27 protein-coding genes, 1 tRNA gene and 1 pseudogene are annotated in these 24847 nt (G+C 62.7%); 10 read left to right on the forward strand and 19 right to left on the reverse strand.

Going from position 1 to position 24847, the window contains the following annotated elements:
* The 7 genes from ABY454_RS05080 to ccoN all read right to left on the reverse strand — a co-directional run.
* Nucleotides 1–816 (reverse strand): cation transporter (locus tag ABY454_RS05080; RefSeq protein ID WP_372929096.1); only part of this gene is annotated, 816 nt, incomplete at its 3' end.
* Entirely contained in the window at nucleotides 813–1316 is a 504-nt protein-coding gene (locus ABY454_RS05085; protein WP_372929097.1) for a FixH family protein, read from the reverse strand. The genes ABY454_RS05080 and ABY454_RS05085, both read right to left, overlap by 4 nt.
* On the reverse strand, nucleotides 1313–2818 hold the full coding sequence (gene ccoG / locus ABY454_RS05090) for a cytochrome c oxidase accessory protein CcoG (protein ID WP_372929098.1): 1506 nt from the start codon (nucleotides 2816–2818) through the stop codon (nucleotides 1313–1315). The genes ABY454_RS05085 and ccoG overlap by 4 nt, the downstream gene beginning before the upstream one ends.
* 31 nt (nucleotides 2819–2849) lie before the next feature.
* The gene (gene ccoP / locus ABY454_RS05095; protein ID WP_372929099.1) at nucleotides 2850–3710 is read right to left on the reverse strand and encodes a cytochrome-c oxidase, cbb3-type subunit III; all 861 of its coding nucleotides are present in this window, start codon (nucleotides 3708–3710) and stop codon (nucleotides 2850–2852) included.
* 3 nt (nucleotides 3711–3713) lie between these two features.
* On the reverse strand, nucleotides 3714–3890 hold the full coding sequence (locus ABY454_RS05100) for a cbb3-type cytochrome c oxidase subunit 3 (protein WP_372929100.1): 177 nt from the start codon (nucleotides 3888–3890) through the stop codon (nucleotides 3714–3716).
* Nucleotides 3891–3900: 10 nt separating this feature from the next.
* Nucleotides 3901–4635 (reverse strand): cytochrome-c oxidase, cbb3-type subunit II, encoded by a 735-nt coding sequence (gene ccoO, locus ABY454_RS05105; protein ID WP_372929101.1) that lies wholly within the window; start codon nucleotides 4633–4635, stop codon nucleotides 3901–3903.
* Between the two features lie 9 nt (nucleotides 4636–4644).
* Complete coding sequence (gene ccoN / locus ABY454_RS05110; protein ID WP_372929102.1) at nucleotides 4645–6318, reverse strand: cytochrome-c oxidase, cbb3-type subunit I; 1674 nt, start codon at nucleotides 6316–6318, stop codon at nucleotides 4645–4647.
* Between the two features lie 182 nt (nucleotides 6319–6500).
* On the opposite strand from ccoN, the gene ABY454_RS05115 reads away from it, so the two are divergent.
* Nucleotides 6501–6698 (forward strand): hypothetical protein, encoded by a 198-nt coding sequence (locus tag ABY454_RS05115; RefSeq protein ID WP_372929103.1) that lies wholly within the window; start codon nucleotides 6501–6503, stop codon nucleotides 6696–6698.
* 12 nt (nucleotides 6699–6710) lie between these two features.
* On the opposite strand, the gene ABY454_RS05120 is transcribed toward ABY454_RS05115, so the two are convergent.
* Nucleotides 6711–7217, reverse strand: coding sequence for a hypothetical protein (locus ABY454_RS05120; RefSeq protein ID WP_372929104.1), 507 nt, complete (start codon nucleotides 7215–7217; stop codon nucleotides 6711–6713).
* Nucleotides 7218–7258: 41 nt separating this feature from the next.
* Nucleotides 7259–7351 (reverse strand) — tRNA-Ser (locus ABY454_RS05125).
* A gap of 234 nt (nucleotides 7352–7585) precedes the next feature.
* Between ABY454_RS05125 and ABY454_RS05130 the strand changes: the two genes are divergently transcribed.
* Nucleotides 7586–8245, forward strand: coding sequence for a hypothetical protein (locus tag ABY454_RS05130; RefSeq protein ID WP_372929105.1), 660 nt, complete (start codon nucleotides 7586–7588; stop codon nucleotides 8243–8245).
* Between the two features lie 49 nt (nucleotides 8246–8294).
* Here the strand turns inward: ABY454_RS05130 and ABY454_RS05135 are convergent, their stop codons facing one another.
* From ABY454_RS05135 to ABY454_RS05165, 7 genes are all read right to left on the reverse strand, one after another.
* A complete protein-coding gene (locus tag ABY454_RS05135) occupies nucleotides 8295–8570 on the reverse strand; it encodes a hypothetical protein (protein ID WP_372929152.1) in 276 nt (91 codons plus the stop codon).
* Between the two features lie 305 nt (nucleotides 8571–8875).
* The gene (locus tag ABY454_RS05140; RefSeq protein ID WP_372929106.1) at nucleotides 8876–9850 is read right to left on the reverse strand and encodes a quinone oxidoreductase; all 975 of its coding nucleotides are present in this window, start codon (nucleotides 9848–9850) and stop codon (nucleotides 8876–8878) included.
* A gap of 14 nt (nucleotides 9851–9864) precedes the next feature.
* Nucleotides 9865–11337, reverse strand: a complete 1473-nt coding sequence (gatB, locus tag ABY454_RS05145; protein WP_372929107.1) for an Asp-tRNA(Asn)/Glu-tRNA(Gln) amidotransferase subunit GatB — start codon at nucleotides 11335–11337, stop codon at nucleotides 9865–9867.
* 9 nt (nucleotides 11338–11346) lie between these two features.
* Nucleotides 11347–11658, reverse strand: a complete 312-nt coding sequence (locus ABY454_RS05150; protein WP_372929108.1) for a chorismate mutase — start codon at nucleotides 11656–11658, stop codon at nucleotides 11347–11349.
* On the reverse strand, nucleotides 11658–13145 hold the full coding sequence (gene gatA, locus ABY454_RS05155) for an Asp-tRNA(Asn)/Glu-tRNA(Gln) amidotransferase subunit GatA (protein ID WP_372929109.1): 1488 nt from the start codon (nucleotides 13143–13145) through the stop codon (nucleotides 11658–11660). Before gatA ends, ABY454_RS05150 begins: the two co-directional genes overlap by 1 nt.
* A gap of 6 nt (nucleotides 13146–13151) precedes the next feature.
* Nucleotides 13152–13439: an Asp-tRNA(Asn)/Glu-tRNA(Gln) amidotransferase subunit GatC gene (gatC, locus tag ABY454_RS05160; protein WP_372929110.1), complete on the reverse strand. Its 288-nt coding sequence runs from the start codon at nucleotides 13437–13439 to the stop codon at nucleotides 13152–13154.
* A gap of 109 nt (nucleotides 13440–13548) precedes the next feature.
* Complete coding sequence (locus ABY454_RS05165; RefSeq protein ID WP_372929111.1) at nucleotides 13549–14250, reverse strand: metal-dependent hydrolase; 702 nt, start codon at nucleotides 14248–14250, stop codon at nucleotides 13549–13551.
* Between the two features lie 23 nt (nucleotides 14251–14273).
* Between ABY454_RS05165 and ruvX the strand changes: the two genes are divergently transcribed.
* Nucleotides 14274–14756, forward strand: a complete 483-nt coding sequence (ruvX, locus tag ABY454_RS05170) for a Holliday junction resolvase RuvX (protein WP_372929112.1) — start codon at nucleotides 14274–14276, stop codon at nucleotides 14754–14756.
* A 6-nt stretch (nucleotides 14757–14762) separates the two neighbouring features.
* On the opposite strand, the gene ABY454_RS05175 is transcribed toward ruvX, so the two are convergent.
* Both ABY454_RS05175 and ABY454_RS05180 read right to left on the reverse strand, forming a co-directional pair.
* The gene (locus ABY454_RS05175) at nucleotides 14763–15314 is read right to left on the reverse strand and encodes a disulfide bond formation protein B (protein WP_372929113.1); all 552 of its coding nucleotides are present in this window, start codon (nucleotides 15312–15314) and stop codon (nucleotides 14763–14765) included.
* A 19-nt stretch (nucleotides 15315–15333) separates the two neighbouring features.
* On the reverse strand, nucleotides 15334–15489 hold the full coding sequence (locus ABY454_RS05180) for a DUF5993 family protein (protein ID WP_372929114.1): 156 nt from the start codon (nucleotides 15487–15489) through the stop codon (nucleotides 15334–15336).
* A 357-nt stretch (nucleotides 15490–15846) separates the two neighbouring features.
* Between ABY454_RS05180 and ABY454_RS05185 the strand changes: the two genes are divergently transcribed.
* From ABY454_RS05185 to ABY454_RS05205, 5 genes and pseudogenes are all read left to right on the forward strand, one after another.
* On the forward strand, nucleotides 15847–16803 hold the full coding sequence (locus ABY454_RS05185; protein ID WP_372929115.1) for an aspartate carbamoyltransferase catalytic subunit: 957 nt from the start codon (nucleotides 15847–15849) through the stop codon (nucleotides 16801–16803).
* Between the two features lie 5 nt (nucleotides 16804–16808).
* On the forward strand, nucleotides 16809–18107 hold the full coding sequence (locus tag ABY454_RS05190) for a dihydroorotase (protein ID WP_372929153.1): 1299 nt from the start codon (nucleotides 16809–16811) through the stop codon (nucleotides 18105–18107).
* A gap of 30 nt (nucleotides 18108–18137) precedes the next feature.
* Nucleotides 18138–18767 carry a glycerol-3-phosphate 1-O-acyltransferase PlsY gene (gene plsY / locus ABY454_RS05195; protein ID WP_372929116.1) on the forward strand — a complete coding sequence of 210 codons (630 nt, stop codon included), beginning with the start codon at nucleotides 18138–18140 and terminating at the stop codon, nucleotides 18765–18767.
* Nucleotides 18768–18789: 22 nt separating this feature from the next.
* Nucleotides 18790–18987: a hypothetical protein gene (locus tag ABY454_RS05200; RefSeq protein WP_372929154.1), complete on the forward strand. Its 198-nt coding sequence runs from the start codon at nucleotides 18790–18792 to the stop codon at nucleotides 18985–18987.
* A pseudogene (locus ABY454_RS05205) lies at nucleotides 18963–19397 on the forward strand (DNA-processing protein DprA); the annotation flags it as partial. The gene ABY454_RS05200 and the pseudogene ABY454_RS05205, both read left to right, overlap by 25 nt.
* A gap of 6 nt (nucleotides 19398–19403) precedes the next feature.
* On the opposite strand, the gene ABY454_RS05210 reads toward ABY454_RS05205, so the two are convergent.
* Entirely contained in the window at nucleotides 19404–19583 is a 180-nt protein-coding gene (locus tag ABY454_RS05210) for a hypothetical protein (protein WP_372929117.1), read from the reverse strand.
* Nucleotides 19584–19876: 293 nt separating this feature from the next.
* Between ABY454_RS05210 and topA the strand changes: the two genes are divergently transcribed.
* Together topA and rnr are read left to right on the forward strand one after the other, a co-directional pair.
* Nucleotides 19877–22498, forward strand: a complete 2622-nt coding sequence (gene topA, locus ABY454_RS05215) for a type I DNA topoisomerase (RefSeq protein WP_372929118.1) — start codon at nucleotides 19877–19879, stop codon at nucleotides 22496–22498.
* 9 nt (nucleotides 22499–22507) lie between these two features.
* A complete protein-coding gene (gene rnr, locus ABY454_RS05220; protein ID WP_372929119.1) occupies nucleotides 22508–24838 on the forward strand; it encodes a ribonuclease R in 2331 nt (776 codons plus the stop codon).
* Nucleotides 24839–24847: the final 9 nt, after the last annotated feature.

The raw sequence follows: 24847 nt of genomic DNA on the forward strand, positions 1-24847 counted from the left end.
ATCGGCGGCAATGCGCTCGCCCGCAGCCACCAACAGGCGATCCCCAACCTGAAGCGAGTGCGCGGAGACCTTCCGCTGACCGCCCTCCTCGATCACGGTAGCGATGCCGCCTTGCAGGCTGAGAAGATTCTGCGCCTCGCCGCGCGCCCGCACGCGCAAGGACTCATCGAGATAGCGGCCCACCAGCAGGAAGAAGAGCAGCGTCACGGCCGCGTCGAAATAGACCTGCTCGTTGTTCAGCATGGTCTGATAGAGGCTCATGCCCGTCGCCAGGATGATGGCGAGCGAGATGGGCACATCCATGTTGAGACGGCGACCTTTGAGCGCGGCGAGCGCGGAGACAAAGAAAGGCTGGCCCGCATAGACGACGGTCGGCAGTGCAATCAGCGCCGACAGCCAACGGAACACCCCGGCGAGCATCGGATCCATCTCGCCGCCCTCCCCCGACCACACCGCGATCGAGATGAGCATAATATTCATGGCCGCGAAGCCAGCGACCGCAACGCGCCGCAACAGATATTTCTGACGCGCGTCGCCCCGGTCCTGGCTGGCCGCGTCGATGGGCGCTGCGGAGAAACCGATCCGCTCGAGCGCCGCGATCACGTCAACGTCGCTGGCCGTCGAAGGATCGTAGCTGACCGTGAGCCGCTTGGCGGCAAGCGACGCCCTTGCGCTGTCCACGCCGGGAACGCGGAGTGCCGCGCGCTCGACCGAACGCAAACACGCCCCGCAATGCATCTCGTCCACGGCGAGCATGAGCGTTGCGGGTGTGGCCGCCGAAGCCTGCTGAACAAGTGCGGCCGGCTGCGCGGTCACGACTTGTCCGCGACGTAAAGACGCCGCTTCAGCCGATAGACCGGCTCTCCCCCTTGGCCGTCATGCGCGATAGCAGCCAGCACCCAGCTTCCGGACGAAAGCTGCACATCTGCTGCGTAGACGCCATTCGCAATGTGCTCGAACACGACCTCCTGGTCCTCCCGGTCGGTCGCCGGCCGTCCGAGAACACCGCGCAGATCCAGATCGACAATGGGCGTCTTTGACTTGTCCGCAAAGCGCAGCGTCATCCGGCCTCGCGTGTCGTCGTAAGACACCTCCGTCTGCCAGCCGAGCGCCGCTTGGCGGGCCGATTCACCAATCGTGTCGTTGTAGCGCAAACCGCTACGATAGGGGTCAGGCCGGTCGCCACCACTGAACGTATCGACCGCGTAGTAGACCAGCAAACCGTTGACCGCGAACATCACGCCAAAGAAAACGGCGAGCATCGCCAGGACGTGTCGCCCCTGAATACCGTTCGCAAACCAGCCTTCGGCTTTCATCGCGGTGGTCCTTGGAACTTTGCGTTGTGCTCGGTCTTCGTCCCGTTCGCAATGTCCGTGATCACGAAGGTGAACGGCGCGGCCTGATCAGCCAAGGCCTTCACGGCCGGCTTGTCCAACGACACATAGAGCCGTACCGACTGCATGTTATCCGGTGGCACTGGCACCACGCCACCCTCATGACCGACCATGTCGACCTTGGCACCCGGCAGCCCCTCGACGCCAATCTTGAAGGCGCGAGGCGCGTAGAGCTTGTTTAGAAGCTTGATCGTATAGCCATTGCGCACCCCGCCGTTGGACAGCTTGACGTAAAGCGGGTTGCGGTCATGCAGCACGTTCATCTCAAACTCGGCTCGGGTCGCGAGCGCACCGACCATGATAATGCTCACCACGACCATCGCGGCGGCATAAAGAATGACGCGCGGCCGGAACAGGCGCAAAGGCTCCGCGTCCTCCGCCCCCGCTTCCAGATTGCGCTCCGTATCGTAAGCAATGAGGCCCGTCGGGCGCCCCACCTTGCTCATGATAGCGTCGCAGGCGTCGATGCATAGAGCGCATTGGATACACTCAAGTTGCGGCCCGTCGCGAATGTCGATTCCGGCAGGACAGACCGCCACGCACTGGCGGCAGTCTACGCAATCGCCACGGCCTTCCCAGGATTGCCCCGCCTTGTGGGGGCCATGCGGTTCACCCCGCCAGGTCCGGTAGGAGATCAGAAGCGAATCCCGGTCGAACATCGCCCCCTGAATGCGCGGCCAAGGGCACATATAGATGCAGACCTGCTCGCGGGCGATGCCACCCAGCACATAGGTTGTCACGGTGAAGAGGCCGATGAAGAAATACGCCGTCATCGGCGCCTCGAACATCACCAGCTGCTTGGCCAGCGTCGGCGCGTCGGCGAAGTAGAAGACCCACGCACCGCCCGTGGCGATGGCAATCAGCAGCCAGGTCAGATGCGTCGCGCTTTTGCGCCACAGCGTCTGGGCCGCCCAAGGGTGCTTGTCGAGCCGCAGCCGTGCATTGCGATCGCCCTGCCAAAAACGCTCCACCGCGATCATGAGATCTGTCCAAACCGTTTGCGGACAGGTGTAGCCGCACCATACGCGGCCGGCCACCGAGGTGACGAGGAACAACGCCAGCGACCCCAGCACCAACAGGCCGGTGACGTAGTAAAACTCCTGCGGCCAAATCTCGAGGAAGAAGAAGTAGAAGCGTCGCCCCGGTAGATCGAGCAGCACCGCCTGATCGGGCAGATACGGTCCGCGGTCCCAGCGCACGAAGGGCAGCAGGTAGTAGATGCCAAGCGTCACCGCCATGACGATCCACTTTAGCGTCCGAAAACGCCCGTGGGCCTCCTTGGGATAGACCTTGACCCGGTCCGCGTAGAGGGAGCCTCCGCTGACGGTCGGCGCATCGCTACGCGCCACGCCGGGAGCTGCCTCCGCAGGACGCCCATTACCGTTTGAGCCCCCAACGGGAGCACCGGTTTGTGTTTCAGTCATCGTCACGACGGAACCCAGCGGTCGTGTAGTTCTATTGGCCGCCGCCCAGCGAGTGGACGTAGATGGCGAGTTCTTTGATCGCCGCAGGATCAAGGCGCTCGTTCCACGCGGGCATCATACCGCTTCGGCTATTGGTAATCGTCTCCACGATCGCAACCTTGTCGCCACCATAGAGCCAAAGCTCGTCGGACAAATCGGGCGCCCCGAGCGCCTGATTGCCTTCGCCGTCCGGCCCGTGGCATACCGCGCAATTTGCGGCGTAGAGCTCTTTCCCGCGCGCCGTGGCCTCCGCGTCCTCGGCGTTGTCCGACAAGGACAGGACATACTCCGCCGTATCGTCGACCTGCTCCGGCGTCAACATGCCGAGCTGGCCGAACGCCGGCATCTCGCTATTGCGGGTTTTCGGATCGTCCGCGCGAATGCCGTGCTGGATCGTCTGGTGGATTGCGTCAAGCGAACCGCCCCACAACCACGCGTCGTCGCGCAGATTGGGATAGCCGATGCTACCTTGCGCACCACGGCCATGGCAGGGCGCGCAGTTGTCGCCGAAGGCCGCAGCACCGCCCGCCAGCGCGAAGTTGTGAAGCTCGGTATCCGCCTGGATCGCCGCCAAATCGCTCTCCACGATTCTTTCGCGGAATTCGGCCTTCGCCATTTGCGCCTTGGCCAACTGCTCCACGACCACTTTACGCTGGCTATAGCCGAAATAACCCTTGGTGTAGCCCGACACGGTCGGCCACGCCGGATAGACGAGCCAATAGCCGATGGCCCAGACAATGGTGGCATAGAGGATGTAAAGCCACCATTTCGGCAGCGGCTTGTTCAGCTCCTCAATACCGTCCCATTCATGGCCGGTCGTGCCCGCATCGTTATCGGTTTCGCGCTTGGCCATGGCTCAGTCGTCTTTCTCGTTCTTCGGCTCAGGATCGTCTTCCAAAGGCAGTCGAGCGGCCTCGTCGAAACGCTTCTTGTTGCCTGGCCAAAACGCGTAGGCCAGCACCGCCACGAACAGCGCGATGAAGAAGAGAAGCGCGACCACCTGGCTGATCGATGCAACGTTCTCGTAGCTCATGACGCCCTCCTCATCTCAGGTTCGGTCCCGCCGCATCGAATGAGGCGAAGTCGACCAGCGTGCCAAGCATCTGCATGTAGGCAATCAATGCATCGAGCTCCGACAGACGATCCGGGTTGCCGTCGAACGAACGCACTTGCGCTTTTGGATAGGCCGCGAGGAACGCCTCGAGCCCTTCGGTGCCGACGCCCGCCTGCAATTCCAGGTCGGTCCTTGCGGCCGCGATCATCTCTTCGCTGTAGGGCACGCCGACGATCGCATTCACGCGCAAGCGGTCTTCGATGTCGTCATAGCCGAGCTCCCTCTCCGCGAGGAACGGATAGCCCGGCATCACCGATTCCGGCACCACCGCGCGCGGGTCGATCATGTGTGCACGATGCCACTCGTCGGAATATTTCCCGCCGAGCCGCGCGAGATCGGGGCCGGTCCGCTTCGATCCCCACTGGAAGGGATGATCGTACATGCTCTCGGCGGCAAGGCTGTAATGGCCGTAGCGCTCGACCTCGTCCTTGAGCGAGCGGATCATCTGGCTGTGGCACACATAGCAGCCCTCGCGCACATAGATGTCGCGGCCCGCCAACTCGAGCGGCGTATAGGGCCGCATGCCTTTTACCTTTTCGATAGTCGAGCTCAACCAGAACAGCGGCGCGATCTCCACGAGGCCACCAATGGCCACCACGATCAGGATCATGACCAGCATAAGGATCGAACTTTTTTCCAGAATTTGATGCTTTGCCCAGCTCATGCGATCCCCCTATTCCGCCGGCGCCGTGTATTGGCCGGGCCTGAACTCAGGCGCCGCGGCAACTTCTGGCTGGTCCGTAGCGTCGACCGGCTGATCCCCTCTCGCCGTACGCCACAGATTGTATGTCATCAAGAAAGCGCCGATGACGAACAGCAGACCGCCAATCGCGCGGATCACGTAGAAGGGATGCATCGCTTCGACAGTCTCGACGAACGAGTACTCGAGGAAGCCGAGGTGATCGTAGGCCCGCCACATCAGCCCCTGCAGAATGCCCGACACCCACATTGAGGTGATGTAGAGCACGATGCCGAGCGTCGAGATCCAGAAGTGCCACTCCACGAGACGCTGTGAATAGAGCGACTTGCGGTGCCACAGCCACGGCACGAGGCAGTAGAGCGCGCCGAATGAGATGTAGGCGACCCAGCCGAGCGCGCCGGAATGCACGTGCCCGATGGTCCAATCGGTGTAATGCGACAGCGAGTTGACCGACTTAATACTCATCAGCGGGCCTTCGAAGGTGGACATGCCGTAGAAGGCGACGGCCACGACGAGCATGCGGATGACCGGATCGGTCCTCAGCTTGTCCCAGGCGCCCGACAGCGTCATCAGGCCGTTGATCATGCCGCCCCAGGACGGCATCCATAGGATGATGGAGAACGTCATGCCGAGCGTCTGCGCCCAGTCCGGCAGCGCCGTGTAATGCAGGTGATGCGGTCCCGCCCAGATATAGATGAAGATCAGCGACCAGAAGTGGACCACAGACAGCCGGTAAGAATAGATCGGCCGCTCTGCGCGCTTCGGCACGAAATAGTACATCATGCCGAGGAAGCCGGCGGTGAGGAAGAAACCCACCGCATTGTGGCCGTACCACCACTGGGTCATGGCGTCTTGGACGCCTGAATAGATGACGTAGCTCTTCGAGCCGACCAGCGACAGTGGCACTGCCAGATTGTTGACGATGTGCAGCATCGCCACGGTAACGATGAAGGCGAGATAGAACCAGTTGGCGACGTAGATGTGCGGTTCTTTGCGCTTGGCGAGCGTCGCTACGAACACCAGGAAGTAGACGACCCAAACGACGGTGAGCCACAGGTCGACATACCACTCCGGCTCCGCATACTCCTTGGACTGCGTGACGCCCAGGACGTAGCCGGTTGCCGCGAGCACGATGAACAGCTGATAGCCCCAGAACACGAACCAGGGCGACCATTTGCCGGCAAGCCGCGTACGACAAGTCCGCTGCACGACATAGAACGACGTGGCTAGTAGTGCGTTGCCGCCGAAGGCGAAGATGACGGCGGAGGTGTGGACCGGCCTCAGGCGGCCGAAACTCGTCCAGGGTAGATCAAGATTGAGGACCGGAAAGGCGAGCTGCCAGGCGATGACGTCGCCGACGATGAAGCCCGCAAGCCCCCAGAAGACCGTGGCAATGACGCCGGCGCGAACCACCCCGTCCGCATAGTTCGTCGCGTCATGGGTCTCTTTCTTCTCCATGATCTGCGTCAGGATAAAGAAAAAGGCCAATGCCGCGGCGCCCAGCAGAACGCAACCGTGGAAGGCGATGACCGGGTCTTCGCCGGCCAGTGCTAGGACGAGGCCAAGGATGACGCAAAGGGCCGCGCCCCCCAGCGCCAGAAAATCCGAAAATGCCCTCCACTCGTCTCGATCGAGCAGTGCCGCCATGCGGTTTCCCCTTCATTTTGGGCAGAATTGCGCCAGGCAGACGAGTCGGACCTTGACCAAGATCAAACTCTCGCGCTGCCAGGCGTTGATGTCCCTCAGACTTTAGGCCAACGGGCTAGCGAACCCGCTTCCTCTCAGGCCCCTAGCGACCTATGATCTAGGGGCACAGTGGTGGGGTTTCTATGCGTTTTCTTGTTGGATTCATCCTCGGCGTTGCGCTCACGATCATCGCGGTCTACGTCTTGGACCGGGACGGCGGCGGCACGGAGGAGAAGCGTATCGTCAACTGGGACGTCGTCAGCGAAAAGGTGGACGCGCTGACCGCCGAGGGGCAAAAGGCGTGGGCGGACTTCACCCGCGAGATGACCGGCCCCGAGTAGAGGCTGACCGCCCTACCCGAAACGCGTGGCCTGATCCTGGGCCCCGCCTCGATCATCCACCTTCTCGATTGGCGCAGACTTGGCCGGCTTGTCCTCGCGTTGGCCCTTGGGGTGTGAACTCGATTTCTCGACTGCACTCATCGCCACCATATTCATGCCGACGAGGAACGCCGCCCCGCTGCCGATCACCGCGGCGATAGCGAGCCCGCGCAACGCAGCCCTAAGTTCTTCCCGTCGCGCCGATTGCCGCATCCTGACTGTTCGATTGATGTAGGCCAAAAACGCGGCGAGCAAGGCTGCCATCGCTCCGCTGCTGAAGAACAGCAGGGCCGTGGCGACCTTTCCATCGACGGTCGATTCCGGGGCTTGCGCCATGATGGCGAGCAGAATGAGCGCGGCGGCGCCGTTCAGCAGGACCAGGAATGAGAGCGCCCGGCCAGCAAAGCGGTTGCGCTCCCGCTCGATGAACGCGCGATCGAGGTCCTGTTCAGGATCGGACTTCAGGGGATCAGGGGTCATGTTTTCGCCCTCTGGGCCCAGGCCTGGCCGGGAGCCCAAGTTGGCGGAGACGGGGGGATTCGAACCCCCGATACGGCTTTTGACCGTATAACGGTTTAGCAAACCGCCGCCTTCAGCCTCTCGGCCACGTCTCCGTTGACGCAAAGCCTTACTGATCCGGCGTTGGCCGGTCAACACGGCACCTTCCCCTACGAACGGAATGTCGCGTCGTGCGTTTTTCCAGTAGAAAGCCGCCCCCGGGAAATGGGGAGCCAAGCCGCAAGAATCGAGGAAGGTCGCGAGATCCGGCCGGAATCGGCCCTGGCAGGGCCTGGGACGGGCTTCGGAGCGTGTATTGCGACCCCCGCCAATATGCTAGAATCGCGGCCATGACGCACCAGAAGGGCGTGAGCGCCATGCGTGGACCTTTCCATCGAGGGCCGTTTGTCTTGGCGGGGCTGACCGCGGCGGCAACGATGTGGCTTGCGCTGCCGGCGCCAGCCGCCGGCGCCGATTACTGCGTGACCTGCAAGAGCCCCAGCGAGACGTATCGCTGCCGCGTGACCGGCAGCGGCGTCAAGACGAGCGACGCGCTGAAGCTCTACTGCGTGATCCGCACCGCCAAGGAAGGCAACCACGCCTCCTGCTCCGCGGAGAAGGCAACGGCGGCCTGCGTGGGGCTGGTCAAGGCCTACACTTATGACGGCCCGGCCATTCCCGAGAACGTGACCTCCGATCCGCGCGTGCGCGAACTCCAACAGCGGATCGAACGGGACCAGCGCACTTTCAAGGAACCGGAAGGCGACGAACCGACATCGCTGTTCGAGCTGGGTGGCCGGGCGGTCGATGCCTCGAAAAAGGGCCTACGCAATGCGGGCTCGGCGATCGGTATCGGCTCGTCGGAGCCGGCGGCACGAGCCCCTGCTCCGCCGCCGAAGACGACCCGAAGTGCGGGCGCGGAGAGCGAAAGTCTTGCGCGCCGGAGCTATCGCTGCATGCGCTCCTTCTTCCGCAATTGCGGCTCGACAGACAAAGGGGCACTGGAATAAATCCAGCGCCCCCTCCTCCCTAGAGCGTTTTTATTGTGTGTCGGCTTACTTAGTGAGTCTGCAGCCACTCGCGGGCTTGTTTTTGTGCCTCGGAGATCTGATCCGTGGTCATCTCCTGGGAGAGCTCCACACGATAGGTCTTTGCCGAAACGTTGCCCCGCGCCGCGGCGAGGTTGAACCATTTATGCGCGCTCACGAGATCCATATCGATATCGCGGCCGGTCGCATAGAGCATGCCGAGTTCGAACAAAGCATCCGGCGCACCTGCTTGCGCTGCGAACTCCATGTGACCGGTAATCGCCGTCGAAAGTTCCAGTCGTGCCATTTTAACGTCCCCCTTATTTTTCCGCGCCGCGAACTCGCTTTTCCCCGCGATGTTCAGCGCGCCGTTCCCGTCGAACACGGGAAGGATCATGGGCCAGGTCCTTCAACAACGTCTGAATCGATGTGGTGAACGAGAAATCAGGAAGTCTGAAGCGCGCGGTAACTTTGGTTTACGGCGCGGGCTCTTGCGCAGGGCAAAAGCGGGTCAAAGCTTAACATCGGCGTTTGGCAAGGTTTCTTTGACCATTCCCGGTCACGGACCGATAACCACGCATAAACTTCGCGCGCGAATTCCCCTTGAAAAAATCAAGGAATAAGAAGCGTCGACCCTGTGGTGAGGCGCCCTTCGAGATCGCCGTGGGCGCGCGTCGCCTCCCTCAACGGGTAGGTCTGATCGATGGCGATCTTGACCTTGTTCTTGGCAATAGCCCCGAACAGGTCGTTCGCGCATGAGACCAGCTCTTTTCGCGTGGCGATATAGTCGCCGAGGGCCGGCCGCGTGGCGAACAGCGAGCCCTTTTGCGCGAGAAGGTTGATGCGAAACTCCGGCACCGGCCCCGACGCCTGACCGAAGCTCACCCACATGCCCCGCCGCTTGAGGCAATCGAGCGATGCCGGAAACGTATCCTTGCCGACCGAGTCGTACACCACGTCGACGCCCTCACCCTTGGTGTACGCCTGCACCTTGGCGACCACGTCTTCCTCGCGGTAGTTAATGACATGCGTGCAGCCGTGGCTCCGCGCGATCAGCGCCTTGCCGGCGGACCCCACCGTGCCGATCACCTTAGCGCCGAGCGCGGCCGCCCACTGGCACGCAATCATGCCGACACCGCCCGCTGCCGCATGAAACAGCAGCGTCGTATCCGGCCCGACCTTGTAGGTGCGGCGCAGGAGATATTGCGCGGTCATGCCCTTCAGCATGATGGCCGCGGCCGTCTCATCGCTCAGGCCTTGCGGAACACGCACCACGCGGTCCGCCGCGATCAACCGCTCCTCCGCGTATCCCCCGATAGGGCCCGCATAGGCAACGCGGCGCCCGACCTTCAGGTCGCGTACGCCTTCGCCGAGCGCCGTCACCACACCGGCACCTTCCATGCCCGGTACGAACGGCAACGCATCCTGCGGGTAGAGGCCGGTGCGCACATAGACGTCGATATAGTTGAGGCCGATGGCAGTCTGCTTGACGCGGATTTCGCCAGGGCCCGGCTCACCGACCTCGACCTCTTCCCAGGTCAGGGTCTCGGGACCGCCATACTCATGGACGCGAATTGCGTGGGTCATGCCTCGTGCATCACCTAGTCGACGCCAAGCTTTGACTTGAGTAGTGCGTTCACCGCCTGCGGGCTCGCCTTGCCGCCCGTGGCCTTCATCACCTGTCCGACGAACCAGCCGATCAACGCAGGTTTCTCCTTGGCCTGCTCGACCTTGTCGGGGTTCGCCGCGATGACCTCGTCCACGGCCTTCTCAATGGCGCCGGTGTCGGTGACTTGCTTTAGCCCGCGCGCCTCGACGATCTCGCTCGGGTCGCCGCCGTCGGTCCAGACAATGTCGAAGACATCCTTCGCGATCTTGCCGGAGATCGTGTCTTCTTTGATGAGATCAAGGATGCCGCCAAGCTGCGCCGCCGAGACAGGACTGTCGAAGATGGTCAGGCCTTCTTTGTTGAGACGGCCGAACAACTCGTTGATGACCCAGTTCGCCGCCTGCTTGGCGTCGCGGCCCTTCGCCACCGCCTCGAAATAGTCGACACTTTCGCGCTCGGCGACAAGCACGTCGGCGTCGTAAGGCGTGAGCCCATAGTCGGCAATGAAGCGTGCGCGCTTTTGGTCGGGAAGCTCCGGGAGGTCCGCAGCGAGGCCATCCACGAAGTCTTGGCTGAGCTCGAGCGGCAGAAGATCCGGATCCGGGAAGTAGCGGTAATCGTGTGCCTCCTCCTTGGAGCGCATGGACCGCGTCTCGCCCGTCTTGGCATCGAACAGCCGTGTTTCCTGATCGATTGTTCCGTCGTCCTCGATGATCTCGATCTGCCGGCGTGCCTCGTACTCGATCGCCTGACCGATAAAACGGATCGAATTGACGTTCTTGATCTCGCAACGCGTACCGAGTTCGTCGCCCGGGCACCGCACGGAGACGTTCACATCGGCGCGCAAGGAGCCCTGCTCCATATTGCCGTCGCACGTGCCGAGATAGCGCAGGATGGTGCGCAGCTTACTGACATAGGCCTTGGCCTGTTCGGAGGAGCGCAAATCGGGCTTCGACACGATCTCCATCAGCGCCACACCCGAGCGGTTGAGATCCACATAGGAGTGCTGCGGATGCTGATCGTGCAGGCTCTTGCCTGCATCCTGCTCCAAATGCAGCCGCTCGATGCCGACGATCACCCGCTCGCCGCTCAAGAGATCGACGATGACCTCGCCCTCGCCCACGATCGGGTTCTTGAACTGACTGATCTGATAGCCCTGCGGCAGATCGGGATAGAAATAGTTCTTCCGGTCGAACACCGAATAAAGATTGATCGCGGCCTTCAAACCCAACCCCGTGCGCACTGCCTGCGACACGCACGCCTCGTTGATTACGGGCAGCATGCCGGGCATCGCCGCATCGACCAGGCTCACATGTGAGTTCGGATCACCGCCAAACTCGGTCGAGGCGCCGGAGAACAGCTTGGCGTTGGAGCTGACCTGGGCATGGACCTCCATGCCGATCACCACCTCCCAGTCGCCGGTGTCGCCTTCGATCAGGTTCGATTTTTCGCTCTTGGCGTTCATGGGCCGCCGCTACTCCTTGGGCCCCGGCTTGCGAAGCTTCTCTTCTTCGTACTGGATGAACCAGCCGATCATTTGACGCCACAGAGCCTCAACAAGTTCCGGCGGCAGATTGTTTTCCTCGGCGCGCGCACGCACCCTGTCGATGACCTGCTGGATGCGCCAGGGCACGCGGGCGTCCGCAGGCGAGTTCTTGAGCTGCCAGGCGCGATCCACAAAAGCGAACCGCTCGCAGATCAGGTCCACCATCGCCTGGTCGATGCGGTCGATCTCGAGCCGCACCTCATCCATGTTGTCGCATTTCTGCGCATCGCGTGTGGCCATTACGCCCCCTTGCTCCACCAGTCTTGCGGCTTGGCCATCGGGCCTGCCGCGTCCTCGATCACCTGTCCGGCGCGGAATAGCGTCTCCTCGTCGAACGCGCGGCCAATCAGTTGGAGGCCAAGCGGCGTGCCTTCGGACGACAGCCCGGCCGGGATCGACACGCCAGGCAGTCCGGCCATGTTCACCGTCACCGTGAAGATGTCGTTCAGATACATCTCAAGCGGATCGCCGGACTTTTCGCCCACGCCAAAAGCAGGACTAGGCGTGGTCGGCGTCAGGATTGCATCGACGCCCTCGAACGCTTGATCGAAATCGCGTTTGATCAAGGTGCGGACCTTCTGCGCCTTCAGGTAATAGGCATCGTAATAGCCGGCCGACAGCACGTAGGTGCCGATCAGGATGCGCCGCTTCACTTCGGCGCCAAAGCCTGCTTCGCGCGTGTTCTCGTACATAGAGGTCACGTCGCTGCCCGTCTCGCGCAAGCCATAACGCACACCGTCATAGCGGGCGAGATTGGACGACGCCTCCGCCGGCGCGACAATATAATAAGACGGCAACGCGTATTTGGTGTGCGGCAGGCTCACCTCTTTGATGTTTGCGCCCGCGTCCTTCAGCCAGGCAATGCCCTGCTGCCACAGCGCTTCGACCTCCGGCGCCATACCCTCCACGCGGTACTCCTTGGGAATACCGATCGTCAGACCTTTGACACCTTTGCCCACCGCGGCCTCGAAGTCGGGCACGGGCACGTCCGCACTCGTCGTGTCCTTGGGATCATGGCTCGCCATGACATTCAACATAATGGCTGCATCGCGCACCGAGCGCGTGATCGGTCCGGCCTGATCGAGCGAGGAGGCAAACGCCACGATGCCCCAACGCGAGCAGCGGCCGTAGGTGGGCTTGAGACCGACAGTTCCCGTAAAAGCCGCTGGTTGCCGGATTGACCCACCGGTATCCGTTGCTGTTGCACCTAAGCACAGCCGCGCGGCGACTGCCGCCGAGGACCCGCCGGACGATCCGCCCGGCACGAGCTTGGCGTCGGAGCCTTCGCGCCGCCAAGGATTGACGACGTCGCCGTAATAGCTCGTCTCATTGGACGACCCCATGGCGAACTCATCGTTGTTGAGCTTGCCGAGCATCACCGCGCCTTGCCCCCACAGATTGGCGGTGACCGTGGACTCGTAAGGGGGCGTGAAGCCGTCGAGGATATGCGAGCAGGCCGTGGTGCGGACGTCGCGCGTGCAGAACAGATCCTTGATGCCGAGCGGAATGCCTTCGAGTGCACCGCCCTCCCCCTTGGCCAACCGCGCATCGCTCGCCTTCGCCATCTCAAGCGCGCGCTGGGGCGTCGGCAAGACATAGGCGTTGATCCCCGCGTTGGCGGCATCGACCGCATCGAGATGCGCTTGTGCCAGCTCTTCGGCGGAGAAGGACTTGTCGCGCAAGGCGTCGCGCGCGTCCGCAATCGTCAGGTCTGTCAGGTCTGTCACGGTTGTCTACTCGACGATCTTCGGCACGACGAAAAAATGATCGTCCACCTCTGGCGCATTCTTGACGATGTCGTCGGCGCAGAAGCCGTCCGTCACCTCGTCCTTACGCTTCTTCATGGACATAGCCTCAACCCGCGTCATCGGCTCCACATTGCTGGTGTCGAGCTCGTCGAGCTGGGCCACCCAATCGAGGATGCCGGAGAGTTCGGTCTCCAGCCGCGCGGCCTCCTCATCGGTAATGGCGATGCGGGCAAGGCGGGCAATACGGCGAACGGTGGCACTGTCGACGGACATGGATTTGTGGGGGTCTCGCGGGGGTTGAAAATCTGGGACTTCCTGTAGCACCGCCCTGAGGGAGCGGCAACGTGGTGGCGGCGACTTGGTGCCAGGCCGCGCCCTAGCCTCAGACCTCGAAGGGTACGCCGACCTCCGGGACCAGGACCCGGTTCCCACCCATTTCCGCGACAAATTTGTCCGCCGTCTGATCGATGACCGGGAAGGTTCCGTAGTGACACGGCACCACGGTCTCGAAGTCGAAGAAGCGCTTGCAGGCAAGCGCGGCGCCCTTGGCGCCCATGGTATAGCGGTCGCCGATCGGTACGATACCGATTTGCGGCTGGTGCAACTCGTTGATCAGCGCCATGTCGGCGAAGATGTCCGTATCGCCCAGGTGATAGAGGGTCTTGTCCCCTTTTCCGGCGATCACCAGCCCGCACGGATTGCCGAGATAGACCGGCCGCCCATCGACCATGTTGGAGGACGAATGCAGGGCCTGCACGAAGGTCAGATCGAAGTCCCCTTGGGGGATCATGCCGCCAGTATTGCCGGGGTCGGTCTTCTCCACCCCTTGGCCCGCGAGGTAGGTCGCAAGCTCGTGCACGGCAAGAAGCGTGGTGCCGGTTTCCTTGCAAACCCGGACCGTATCGCCGACATGATCCTCATGGCCGTGGGTCAGCGCCACATGGGTCACCCCCTCGGTCACGTCGGTCCAGGGAATGTTGGCTTTCTCGAAGGTGGGATTGCCGCTCAGAAACGGATCGATCAGGATGCGGCTATCGCCGGTCTCCACGCGAAAGCAGGAATGGCCGAACCACGTCAATTTCATCGTCTTACCCTTCACTTGGCCCTGTGACAGACACTTCGCCCCTTCCTATCGAAGACTTGCCGTCGGCGCTACAGCCCGGTGCCAGGCTGCTCGGGCTGGATGTAGGCACGAAGACCGTGGGGCTGGCCCTGACGGACGTGACCCGCACCGTCGCCACCCCGTACAAAACTCTGAGACGCACCAAGTTCACGGCCGATGCCAAAGAGATCGCCGAGATCGCTGAAAAGGAAGGCGTCGGCGGGCTCGTGATCGGCCTTCCGCTCAATCTCGACGGCAGCGAAGGTCCGCGCGCCCAATCAACCCGCGCCTTCGCGCGCAATCTGGCGGCGCATGTTCCTATCCCCATGACATTCTGGGATGAGCGTCTGTCGACAGCAGCCGTGGAGCGGCACTTGATCGAGGCCGACGCATCGCGAAAGCGCCGGGCCGAAGTGATCGACCGCATGGCGGCCGCCTACATCCTCCAAGGCGCGCTGGACCGTTTGAGAGGTCTCGCGAACTCCTAAAGTGCGCTAGCCGCCCTGCAAGAGCATGTAGGTCTTCGGATCGTCCGGGCAGAGGCCGGCGCCACAGAGTGCGACGGTCGAGGCGATATTGGCGATCGCAAGCGTCAGGAACAGCAGCAGCGCTGAAAGCGGCAAGACCTTCAACCGCACCGACATGGGCTCGGCCCGGGAAAACTGCCGGTCGTCGAGCAACATGATCGCACAACCCAGAATGATCGCGGCGAAGGCAATGAAAGCCCACGTATAAAGATGTAAGCCGAATACGTCGTTGCCGTAATGACCGGTGCCCGGAATGATATGCAGCACAATCTGGCGCAGCGATATGGAACCGCCGGCAATCGCGCCGACGATGGCGACGCCATAGTGACTTGGCTTCGGCCCGAAAATCAGATTCAGCGCAATGCCGAACCCGGCAGCGAAGAAACCGGCACGCTGCAGAATGCATAAGGGACATGGCAAGTCGCCGAACCAAAGCTGGTCGACGAGCGCAAGCGCCAGCACCGTGCTGATGGCAAGCAGCCCGATGGCGTTCAGAAGCTTCGATAGGTCCGCAGACACGTTCTCCCCCTCCTTCGCCTCAGAGCTGGATCATCAAGACTTCCGTGACGTGGAAGCGGAACAGCACGAGCATGGCGATGAGCCCAAGAGCCCAAAACCCCATGGACACGCCGCGTTGGCGCATCCACGCCGCACCAACCGCGCAGGCGAAGAGAACAAACGGCAAGCTCATCATGGTCTAGCGCCTCCCAATTGTCCCCCAGTAGGGCCGGCCACACCTAAGAAGGTGCGTAGTTTCCCTCAACCGACCGTGCCATCTTGTTGATTCGCTTGCCTTACAAGGTATTGAAGTTTTCACCTCTCTGGCAAGCCCCCTCCCGCCGATGCGACGCTTAGGCAATGCGCAGAGCCTAGGCTTTGATCCAGGGCAGCCTCATGACGGCGTCGCCTGGTCAAGGCTTGTGCTAACGCCGATGCCTCGACCAATTTCCGCACCGTGCTCTCATCGCACATGGCCTGCTTTCACCAAGCTTCCCGAAATATGCGCTCACGCTTGATGCCTGGACCGAGCGGCCTTATACAGTGACCTTTAATGAGCATCGCGGAAGAAGCTCCCACAGCCCCGTTTCCACACCGCCATCTTCTTGGCATAGAAGGTCTTTCACGCAGCGAGATCGTAACGCTGCTGGACCTCTCCGAGGAGGCGGCGAAGCTTGGCCGTCAGGTCAATAAGAAGAGCGACGACCTCCGCGGCCGGACGCTTATCAATCTCTTTTTCGAGGCCTCCACCCGGACCCAAAGCTCGTTCGAGCTGGCGGGCAAGCGGCTGGGCGCCGACGTAATGAATATGTCGATCCCGACCTCGTCGATCCAAAAGGGCGAGACGCTGATCGACACGGCGGTGACGCTGAACGCCATGCGCCCCGACCTGCTCGTCGTCCGCCATCGTGCCGCCGGCGCCGTCGAGTTGCTCGCCCAAAAAGTGGACTGCTGCGTGATCAATGCCGGCGACGGCAGCCACGAGCACCCGACGCAGGCCCTGCTCGACGCCCTCACCATTCGCCGCCACAAGAACCGGATCGAGGGGCTCATCGTCGCCATCTGCGGTGACATTCAGCACTCGCGGGTGGCCCGCTCGAACATCCTCCTGCTGAACACGCTCGGCGCACGCGTGCGCGTCATCGCGCCTTCGACGCTTCTCGGCGCCGGCATCGAACGGCTCGGCGTGGAGGTCTACAACTCCATGACCGACGGGCTCGCCGATGCTGACATCGTCATGATGCTTCGGCTTCAGCGCGAACGCATGGTCTCAAGTCTGATCCCGAGCCAGCGGGAGTACTTCCACTTCTACGGTCTTGACTACGACAAGCTCGCCTGCGCCAAGCCCGACGCACTCATCATGCATCCCGGGCCGATGAATCGCGGGGTGGAGATCGATTCCAACGTGGCGGACGACTCGCGCAGCGTGATCCGCGAACAGGTGGAGATGGGCGTCGCCGTACGCATGGCGGTACTGCAAGCGCTCGCCCGTCACCTGCCCAACCGGTGACCGCAATGCCCAGCCACGGCAAACTCCTCACCCTAGTCAACGCACGCTTGATCGACCCGGCAACGGGGCTCGACGCCTTTGGCGGCTTGCTGATCGAAGACGGGGTGATCGCCGATCTCGGCGCGCACATCATGGAAGGCTCCGTTGCAGGCGCCGAGTCGCTCGATTGCGGCGGCCGGACCGTAGCGCCGGGCCTCATCGACATGATGGTGTTCGGCGGCGAGCCCGGCCACGAGCACCGCGAGACGCTGGCGACAGCTAGCCGCGCGGCGGCGGCGGGCGGCGTCACCACCATCTGCTGCATGCCGGACACCGATCCCGTCATCGACGACGTGGCCCTGGTGGACTTCATTCTGCGCCGCGCCCGCGACACCGCCCTCGTCCATGTCCACCCCATGGCCGCCATGACGCGCGAACTGAAGGGCGAGGAGATGGCCGAGATCGGCTTGCTCCAGGATGCGGGCGCTGTCGCGTTCACCAATGGCAAGTCGAGCGTCGCCAACGCCAGACTGATGCGGAACGTGCTGTCATACGCCAAGGACTATGGCGCGCTCATCGTGCATCACCTTGAGGATACCTCGCTCGCCCAGGAGGGCGTGATGAACGAAGGTGAGGTCGCAACCCGGCTGGGCCTGCGCGGCGTACCGGCAGCCGCCGAGACCATGATGCTGGAACGCGATATCCGTCTCGTCGAGCTGACGGGCGGACGCTACCACGCCGGCCAGATTTCCTGCCGCGCCTCGCTCGACGTCATTCGTGCCGCGAAATCCCGCGGCCTCCCCGTGACCTGTAGCGTCTCCGTCAACCATCTCACGTTGAACGAGAACGACATCGGGCCCTACCGGACCTTCTTCAAGATGAAGCCGCCGCTTCGCGCCGAAGATGACCGGCAAGCCATGGTCGAAGGCGTCGCGAGCGGCGATATCGACGTGATCGTCTCCGCCCACGATCCCCGCGGTGCGGAAGGCAAACGCCGGCCCTTCGCCGAGGCGGCGGATGGTGCGGCTGGCCTCGAGACCATGCTCGGCGCCGCCTTGCGGCTCTATCACAATGGTGAAGTCACGCTGCAACGTCTGCTGGAAGCAATGTCCACCACGCCCGCCAGGCTCCTTGGTCTCGACTCCGGACGGATGGCGAAGGGCGCGCCGGCGGATCTCACGCTCATCGATCTCGAAATGCCGTGGCGAGTGGAGCTCGAACAGCTCTGCTCCAAATCGAAGAATACGCCCTTTGAGGGGGCACGATTCGAAGGCCGGGCGCTCGTGACCTTCGTTGCCGGACGGCCCGTCTACCACTACGGTTGACCGATTCTGGCGTCACAATGAGGGTAAGCGATGCCGCCGTCCGATGATTGGGCCGCTGTCCTTCCATCCACGCTTGGCCTGTGCCTGTTCAGCTTTGCGCTCGGGTATCTGCTTGGTTCAATTCCCTTCGGGTTGATCCTCACGAAGCTGACCGGCCGTGGCGATGTGCGCGCCATCGGCTCAGGCAATATCGGCGCCACCAATGTCTTGCGGACGGGCAGTAAGGGCCTCGCCGCCCTGACACTGCTACTTGACGTGTTGAAGGGTGCAGCGGCCGTGTGGATCGGGTCGCATTTCGGTCCCTACGCCGCGATGGCTGGCGGTCTCGGCGCGTTTCTCGGTCATCTCTTTCCCGTGTGGCTTGGCTTTCGCGGCGGCAAAGGCGTCGCCACATATATCGGCGTGGCGCTCGGGCTGTTTTGGCCCGTCGGCCTCGGCTTCTGCGTGATGTGGCTGCTCGTGGCCACCGCGACGCGCTACTCGTCTCTTGCAGCTCTCATCTCCAGCGCAGCCACCGTGGGAACCTTTGCCGTCCTCCAGATGTGGCCGCTTGCGGTGCTGTTTGGCGTCCTCACCGTCCTTCTTTACATTCGCCACGCCGCGAACATTCAGCGGCTCCTGCAGGGCGAGGAGACGCGCATTGGCGAAGACAAGCACTGAGCGTCTCAACGATGCGCAGCGTTTGGCCTGGCTGCGGCTGATCCGCAGCGAAAATATCGGCCCCGCCGTTGCCGCCATCGAAGCCGTGCCATATTTGTCCCGCCGTGGCGGCCGTCAAAACATCCGCCTCTGCACGGAAGCGGAAGCAGAGGCCGAGCTGAAAGCGGCCCGCCGGGCCGGCATGCAACTCGTGGCGCGACGCAGCGTTCCGGATCGCTGATCACGGCGCGCCTGGCGGGCGAGCAAGGCCGCGAGGTGTTCGCCGTTCCGGGAAGTCCGCTCGATCCACGCGCCGCCGGGACCAATAATCTCTTGAAGCAAGGGGCAACGCTGGTCACCGAGCCGTCCGATATCATCGCGTTGCTTGCACCGATCCTCGGCCGCGTCCCGCCGCCTGCCGAACTCGCCTCCTCCGATTAGCCGGTCACACCCGCGCCACTTCCCGACATCAAACAGACCCAGCGGGAGCGCATCCTGGAGGCACTAGGCCCAAGTCCCGTAGATATCGACGAATTGATCCGCGCCACGGGGCTGGACGCGCGGAAGGTCCATATTGTCCTGCTTGAGCTCGACCTGGCGGGTCGTCTCCAGCGCCACGGCCAGCAACTCGTCTCGCTGGTCGAGCCGTGAGGCCGCTCACTCGGACTTCTGTTTTTCGTTGTTTGCTTCTTCCAGCGTCACGCTGATCAGATAGGCCAGAAATGGGAGCTTTGCCTGATGCGCCGACTTCCGCAGTCCTTCAAGCATCGACGCGAGGTACTCGGCGGTCTCGCGGCGCGTGACCCCCGTATCCTTGCTTGCTGCGCCTGCACTCATCGGAGGCCGGGGCCCTGAGCCTGCCATTCCATTCCGCCTTGCACTGCGCCCGCTGGTTCCCACTACCACCCCCAATAAATTGTTGGATCTGGCAGCGTTTGCCGCACCAAGAGCACACTCTGGTTTAACACTCTATAGTTGTTAAAATAATATAGACTACTATAAGTTGTAAATCGTCAGCGCGCTGAATTTGACAGGCGCGGGTGGAGACACCATTTTCTGCCCCTGCCAGGGTCGATTCAGGACCCATAACTACAGCCGAACGCCATTTTTGCGCGGCTAGGAACGTCTCAATGAACATCGTCATCGTCGAATCGCCAGCTAAGGCCAAGACCGTCAACAAATATCTCGGCCCCGACTATCGGGTGTTCGCCTCCTATGGGCATGTCCGGGATCTCCCCTCGAAGAACGGTTCGGTGCTGCCGGACAACGACTTTGAGATGCATTGGGACGTCGACCCAAGCTCGGCAAAGCGCCTGGCCGACATCGTGAAAGCCCTGAAGGGGGCCGACAAGCTGATCCTGGCCACGGACCCCGACCGTGAGGGCGAGGCCATCTCATGGCACGTGCTGCAGGTCCTCAACGGGAAGAAGCTGCTCGATAAGGTCGATGTGGAGCGCGTGGTCTTCAATGCCGTGACCAAGGATGCCGTCCTTGATGCGATGCGCCACCCGCGCAAGATCGACGAGCCGCTGGTCAATGCCTATCTCGCACGGCGTGCCCTCGACTATCTCGTGGGCTTCACCCTTTCGCCGGTCCTTTGGCGCAAGCTGCCAGGCGCCCGCTCTGCCGGCCGCGTGCAGTCCGTCGCCTTGCGCCTCGTCTGCGACCGCGAGCTGGAGATCGAGAAGTTCAAGTCGCAAGAGTACTGGTCGATTGTCGCCGACCTTGCGACCGGCAAGAACGAAACTTTCCAAGCGCGGCTTGTCACAGCCGACGGGAAGAAACTCGAGAAGTTCGACATTCCGGATCAGGCAAATGCCGACCGTCTGAAGGACGCGCTTGAGGGCGGACGTTTCTCGGTCGGCAAGATCGAGAGCAAGGCGCAGCGCCGCAACCCGGCCGCACCCTTCACCACCTCGACGCTGCAGCAAGAGGCCTCGCGCAAACTCGGTTTCGCGCCGCGCCAGACCATGCAACTGGCGCAACGGCTTTATGAAGGCATCGACCTAGGCGGCGAGGCGGAAGGACTCATTACATATATGCGGACGGACGGTGTGCAGATCGTGCCCGAAGCCGTTTCGTCGATCCGCGATCTGGTGACCGGCCTCTACGGCAACCGCTACGTGCCGCCTTCGCCGCGCCAATACCAGACAAAGGCGAAGAACGCACAGGAAGCCCACGAAGCAATCCGCCCAACCGATTTCAGCAAGGCGCCCGATAAGATTGGCCGCTATCTGGATGCGGACTCGCTGAAGCTCTACAAGCTCATCTGGCAGCGCACGCTTGCCAGCCAAGCCTCCAGCGCCGAAATCGAGCGCACCACCATCGACATCGATGTGGCGGGTAAGGATGGCAACCCTTATGGCGTCCGCGCCACAGGTTCGGTCATCCGCTTCGACGGCTTCCTCAAGATCTACGAAGAAGGCGTCGATGACGCTGTCGGCGAGGACGGCGCCCTGCCCGCGCTGAATGAAGGCGATGCGCTCAACGCCAACGCCATTCAGGCAAAGCAGCACTTCACCGAGCCGCCGCCGCGTTACAGCGAGGCAACCCTCATTAAGAAGATGGAGGAGCTCGGGATCGGCCGGCCCTCTACCTATGCCTCTACGCTCAACGTATTGCGCGAGCGGGAATATGTCCGCGTGGATAAGAAGCGCCTCTTCCCCGAGGACAAGGGACGGCTCGTGACGGCCTTCCTGGAGAGCTTCTTCAAGCGCTACGTGGAGTATGACTTCACGGCCGGTCTTGAGGAGAAGCTCGATCGCATCTCCGCCGGTGAGCTGGAATGGAAAGACGTACTGCGCGATTTCTGGCGCGACTTCATTGGTGCGGTGGACGATATCGGCGATCTCAGAATCGCCAAGGTACTCGACGCCCTCAACGAGCTGCTTGGACCTCATGTGTTCCCCGATACGGGCGAAGGCGACCCGCGCACCTGTCCAGCCTGTAAGGAAGGCCAGCTCAGCCTCAAGGTCGGCAAGTTCGGCGCCTTTGTCGGCTGCTCGAACTATCCCGACTGCCGCTTCACGCGTCAGCTCGCTGAGTCGGGCGACAAGGCCGCGCTTACAGACGGCAAAGTGCTGGGTACCGATTCGGAGACGGAACTCGAGGTCACCGTGCGTACGGGACGCTTCGGACCCTATATCCAACTCGGCGAAGCAACCGACGGCGAGAAGCCGAAGCGCGCCTCGATCCCCAAGGGAACCGATCCCGAGGCCATCGACTTGGCGCACGCGCTGAAACTGTTATCGCTTCCCCGCGAGGTCGGCATCGACCCTGAAAGCGGCAAACCCATTACCGCCGGCTATGGCCGCTATGGACCCTATGTCCAATGCGACGGCAAATATGCAAGCTTGAGCACGCCTGAAGAAGTGTTCGAGGTTGGCGCCAACCGCGCAATCACCCTACTTGCGGAGAAAGCGGCAAACCGCCGCCCGCGCGGACCGAGCGTTCTCAAGGAACTCGGCGACCATCCGGACGAAGGCGGGAAGATCCAGGTATTGGACGGCCGCTACGGTCCCTATGTGAAGCACGGCAAGATCAACGCAACGGTTCCGAAGGATCGAAATCCCGAAGAGGTCACGCTTGAGGAAGCGGTTGAGTTGATTAGGGCACGTGCCGCTAAGGGGCCTGGGAAGAAACGGCCAGCCAAGAAAGCCGCAGCGAAGAAGAAAGCGGCAAAGAAGCCGGCCAAGAAGTCCCCGCGCAAGAGCGCAAAGACCAAGGAGCCCGCCGGAGAGGCGGCAAGCTAAGCGGCACACGTGGCGAAAACCAAGAAGGCTACCCCAAAGACGAAGAAGAAGAAGGCCGCTGCCAAACAGGCGGGCAAGCTCCCCTCCAAGCAAGAGATCGTCGACTTTCTGAAAAGCGCGCCTGCGAAGTCAGGCAAGCGCGAGATCGCGCGCGCCTTCGGGGTGAAAGGCGCCGACCGCATCAACTTGAAGAACCTTCTGCGCACCATGGCCGACGAAGGGCTCATCACCGGGTCCCGGCGCAAGCTGACACGCCCGGGCACCCTCCCCCCTGTCACCGTCCTTGAGATTACCGGCCGCGACAATGATGGAGAGTTTGTCGCACGGCCCGCGACGTGGGACGACGAACACGGTCCCACCCCACGTATCCTCATGGTGGAGAGCAAACGCGACGGTGCCCCGGCGGGTGTGGGCGACCGCGTACTGGTGCGGATCACCGCGCTTGGCGCGGACGCCGAGTATCCCTACCAGGCGCGGACCATTAAACGCCTGCCGCGCACGACGTCGAGGAGCCTGCTGGGGATCTTTCGCGCGCTCAAAGACGGGCGGGGCATCATCGACCCGATCGACAAGAAGCAGCTGAAAGAGTGGACTGTGCCGCGCGGTGCGGCCGGCGAAGCGAAGGACGGCGAACTTGTGCGTTTCGAAATCGCGCGCTCGGCTCGCTACGGCGTGCCGACGGCTCGCATCATCGAGCGACTCGGAAACCCGGAAGCACAACAAGCCATCAGCCTGATCGCGGTTCACGCGCATGGCATTCCCGATGTCTTCCCCCCTGCGGTGATCGCCGAGGCCGACGCGGCCAAGCCGGTCGATCTTGGCCGGCGCGAAGACCTGCGGGACATTCCGCTCATCACCATCGATCCGTCCGACGCGCGCGATCACGACGACGCGGTTTGGGCGGAGCCCGACCCAAACCCGAAGAACGAAGGCGGTTGGGTCGTCATCGTCGCCATTGCCGACGTCGCCCATTACGTAACCCCGGAGAGCGCGCTCGACACCGAAGGGCGCAAGCGCGGCAACTCGGTCTACTTCCCGGACCGCGTCGTGCCGATGCTGCCCGAGCGCATTTCGAACGACCTCTGCTCACTGAAGGAAGGCGTGGCGCGGCCTTGTCTCGCGGTCCGCATGATCTTCGACAAGAGTGGACACAAGCTGAGCCATCGCTTCTTGCGCGGACTAATGCGATCGGCCGCGAGCCTGCGCTATGAGCAGGCGCAAGGAGCCATCGACGGGCGCCCGGACGAGACCACGGGGCCCCTGCTCGATTCCGTCTTACGCCCGCTCTGGGGAGCCTACGCCAGCGTGCTTCGCGCCCGCACCGACCGCGGGCCGCTCGATCTCGACCTGCCGGAACGCAAAATTCTGCTCGACGACAAGGGCCGGGTCCGTGGCGTCGCCACGCCGCAGCGCCTCGACGCGCATCGCTTGATCGAAGAGTTCATGATCCAGGCAAACGTCTCCGCAGCCGAGACGCTGGAGGCTAAGCGCAGCCCCCTCATCTATCGCGCCCACGACGCGCCCTCGAAAGAGAAGCTCTCGACATTGGGCGAGTTTCTCGCGACCATCGACATCAAGCTGCCGAAGGCCGGAACACTGAAGCCGGCCCAGTTCAACCGCATTCTGGCCGAGACCCGGGGCACGCCCACCGCCGAACTGGTTGCCGAGGTCGTGCTCAGGAGCCAATCGCAGGCGGAGTACAATCCGCACAATTTCGGACATTTCGGTCTCAACCTGCGCCGCTACGCGCACTTCACCTCGCCGATCCGGCGTTATGCCGACCTCACGGTCCACCGGGCGCTAATCCGCGCCCTCGACCTCGGCGCCGGCGGCTCGACGGACAAGGAGTTGGAGGCGCTTGAGGAGATCGCGAGCGCGATCTCCGACACCGAGCGCCGTGCCATGGCGGCGGAACGGGAAACCAACGACCGGCTCATTGCGGCCTATCTTGCCGACCGCATCGGCGCCACCTTCCAGGCCCGGGTCTCGGGCCTGGTCCGGTCCGGACTTTTCGTGCGGCTTCTGGACACCGGCGCGGACGGGTTTGTCCCCGCCTCAGGCATTGGGCACGAGTACTTCTACCATGACGAGGTCCGCCAAGCCCTCGTGGGCGAGGACTCCGGGCTCGCCTTCCAGCTTGGCGATCCGGTCGAAGTGCGCCTGGCCGAGGCCATCCCGACCGCAGGAGCGCTACGTTTTGACATGTTGAGCGAAGGGCGGCGGCTTGCTACCAAACCGGGACGTCCACGGATCAAGCGACCGGCCCGTGGCGGCCGGCCCGCTCGGGGCAAGCCACGCAGTGGCAAGAAGCGCGGCGGCAAGCCGCGCAAGCGGCGCTGATCCGCTTGG

Origin of the sequence: Methyloceanibacter sp., assembly GCF_041573655.1 — a bacterium.
Taxonomy (GTDB): domain Bacteria; phylum Pseudomonadota; class Alphaproteobacteria; order Rhizobiales; family Methyloligellaceae; genus Methyloceanibacter.

Coding starts and splice junctions, on each gene's coding strand:
- ABY454_RS05085 (WP_372929097.1), bottom strand. CDS start 1,316: ATGAAAGCCGAAGGCTGGTTTGCGAACGGTATTCAGGGGCGACACGTC.
- ccoG (WP_372929098.1), bottom strand. CDS start 2,818: ATGACTGAAACACAAACCGGTGCTCCCGTTGGGGGCTCAAACGGTAAT.
- ccoP (WP_372929099.1), bottom strand. CDS start 3,710: ATGGCCAAGCGCGAAACCGATAACGATGCGGGCACGACCGGCCATGAA.
- ABY454_RS05100 (WP_372929100.1), bottom strand. CDS start 3,890: ATGAGCTACGAGAACGTTGCATCGATCAGCCAGGTGGTCGCGCTTCTC.
- ccoO (WP_372929101.1), bottom strand. CDS start 4,635: ATGAGCTGGGCAAAGCATCAAATTCTGGAAAAAAGTTCGATCCTTATG.
- ccoN (WP_372929102.1), bottom strand. CDS start 6,318: ATGGCGGCACTGCTCGATCGAGACGAGTGGAGGGCATTTTCGGATTTT.
- ABY454_RS05115 (WP_372929103.1), top strand. CDS start 6,501: ATGCGTTTTCTTGTTGGATTCATCCTCGGCGTTGCGCTCACGATCATC.
- ABY454_RS05120 (WP_372929104.1), bottom strand. CDS start 7,217: ATGACCCCTGATCCCCTGAAGTCCGATCCTGAACAGGACCTCGATCGC.
- ABY454_RS05130 (WP_372929105.1), top strand. CDS start 7,586: ATGACGCACCAGAAGGGCGTGAGCGCCATGCGTGGACCTTTCCATCGA.
- ABY454_RS05135 (WP_372929152.1), bottom strand. CDS start 8,570: ATGGCACGACTGGAACTTTCGACGGCGATTACCGGTCACATGGAGTTC.
- ABY454_RS05140 (WP_372929106.1), bottom strand. CDS start 9,850: ATGACCCACGCAATTCGCGTCCATGAGTATGGCGGTCCCGAGACCCTG.
- gatB (WP_372929107.1), bottom strand. CDS start 11,337: ATGAACGCCAAGAGCGAAAAATCGAACCTGATCGAAGGCGACACCGGC.
- ABY454_RS05150 (WP_372929108.1), bottom strand. CDS start 11,658: ATGGCCACACGCGATGCGCAGAAATGCGACAACATGGATGAGGTGCGG.
- gatC (WP_372929110.1), bottom strand. CDS start 13,439: ATGTCCGTCGACAGTGCCACCGTTCGCCGTATTGCCCGCCTTGCCCGC.
- ABY454_RS05165 (WP_372929111.1), bottom strand. CDS start 14,250: ATGAAATTGACGTGGTTCGGCCATTCCTGCTTTCGCGTGGAGACCGGC.
- ABY454_RS05180 (WP_372929114.1), bottom strand. CDS start 15,489: ATGATGAGCTTGCCGTTTGTTCTCTTCGCCTGCGCGGTTGGTGCGGCG.
- ABY454_RS05185 (WP_372929115.1), top strand. CDS start 15,847: ATGAGCATCGCGGAAGAAGCTCCCACAGCCCCGTTTCCACACCGCCAT.
- ABY454_RS05190 (WP_372929153.1), top strand. CDS start 16,809: ATGCCCAGCCACGGCAAACTCCTCACCCTAGTCAACGCACGCTTGATC.
- plsY (WP_372929116.1), top strand. CDS start 18,138: ATGCCGCCGTCCGATGATTGGGCCGCTGTCCTTCCATCCACGCTTGGC.
- ABY454_RS05210 (WP_372929117.1), bottom strand. CDS start 19,583: ATGAGTGCAGGCGCAGCAAGCAAGGATACGGGGGTCACGCGCCGCGAG.
- topA (WP_372929118.1), top strand. CDS start 19,877: ATGAACATCGTCATCGTCGAATCGCCAGCTAAGGCCAAGACCGTCAAC.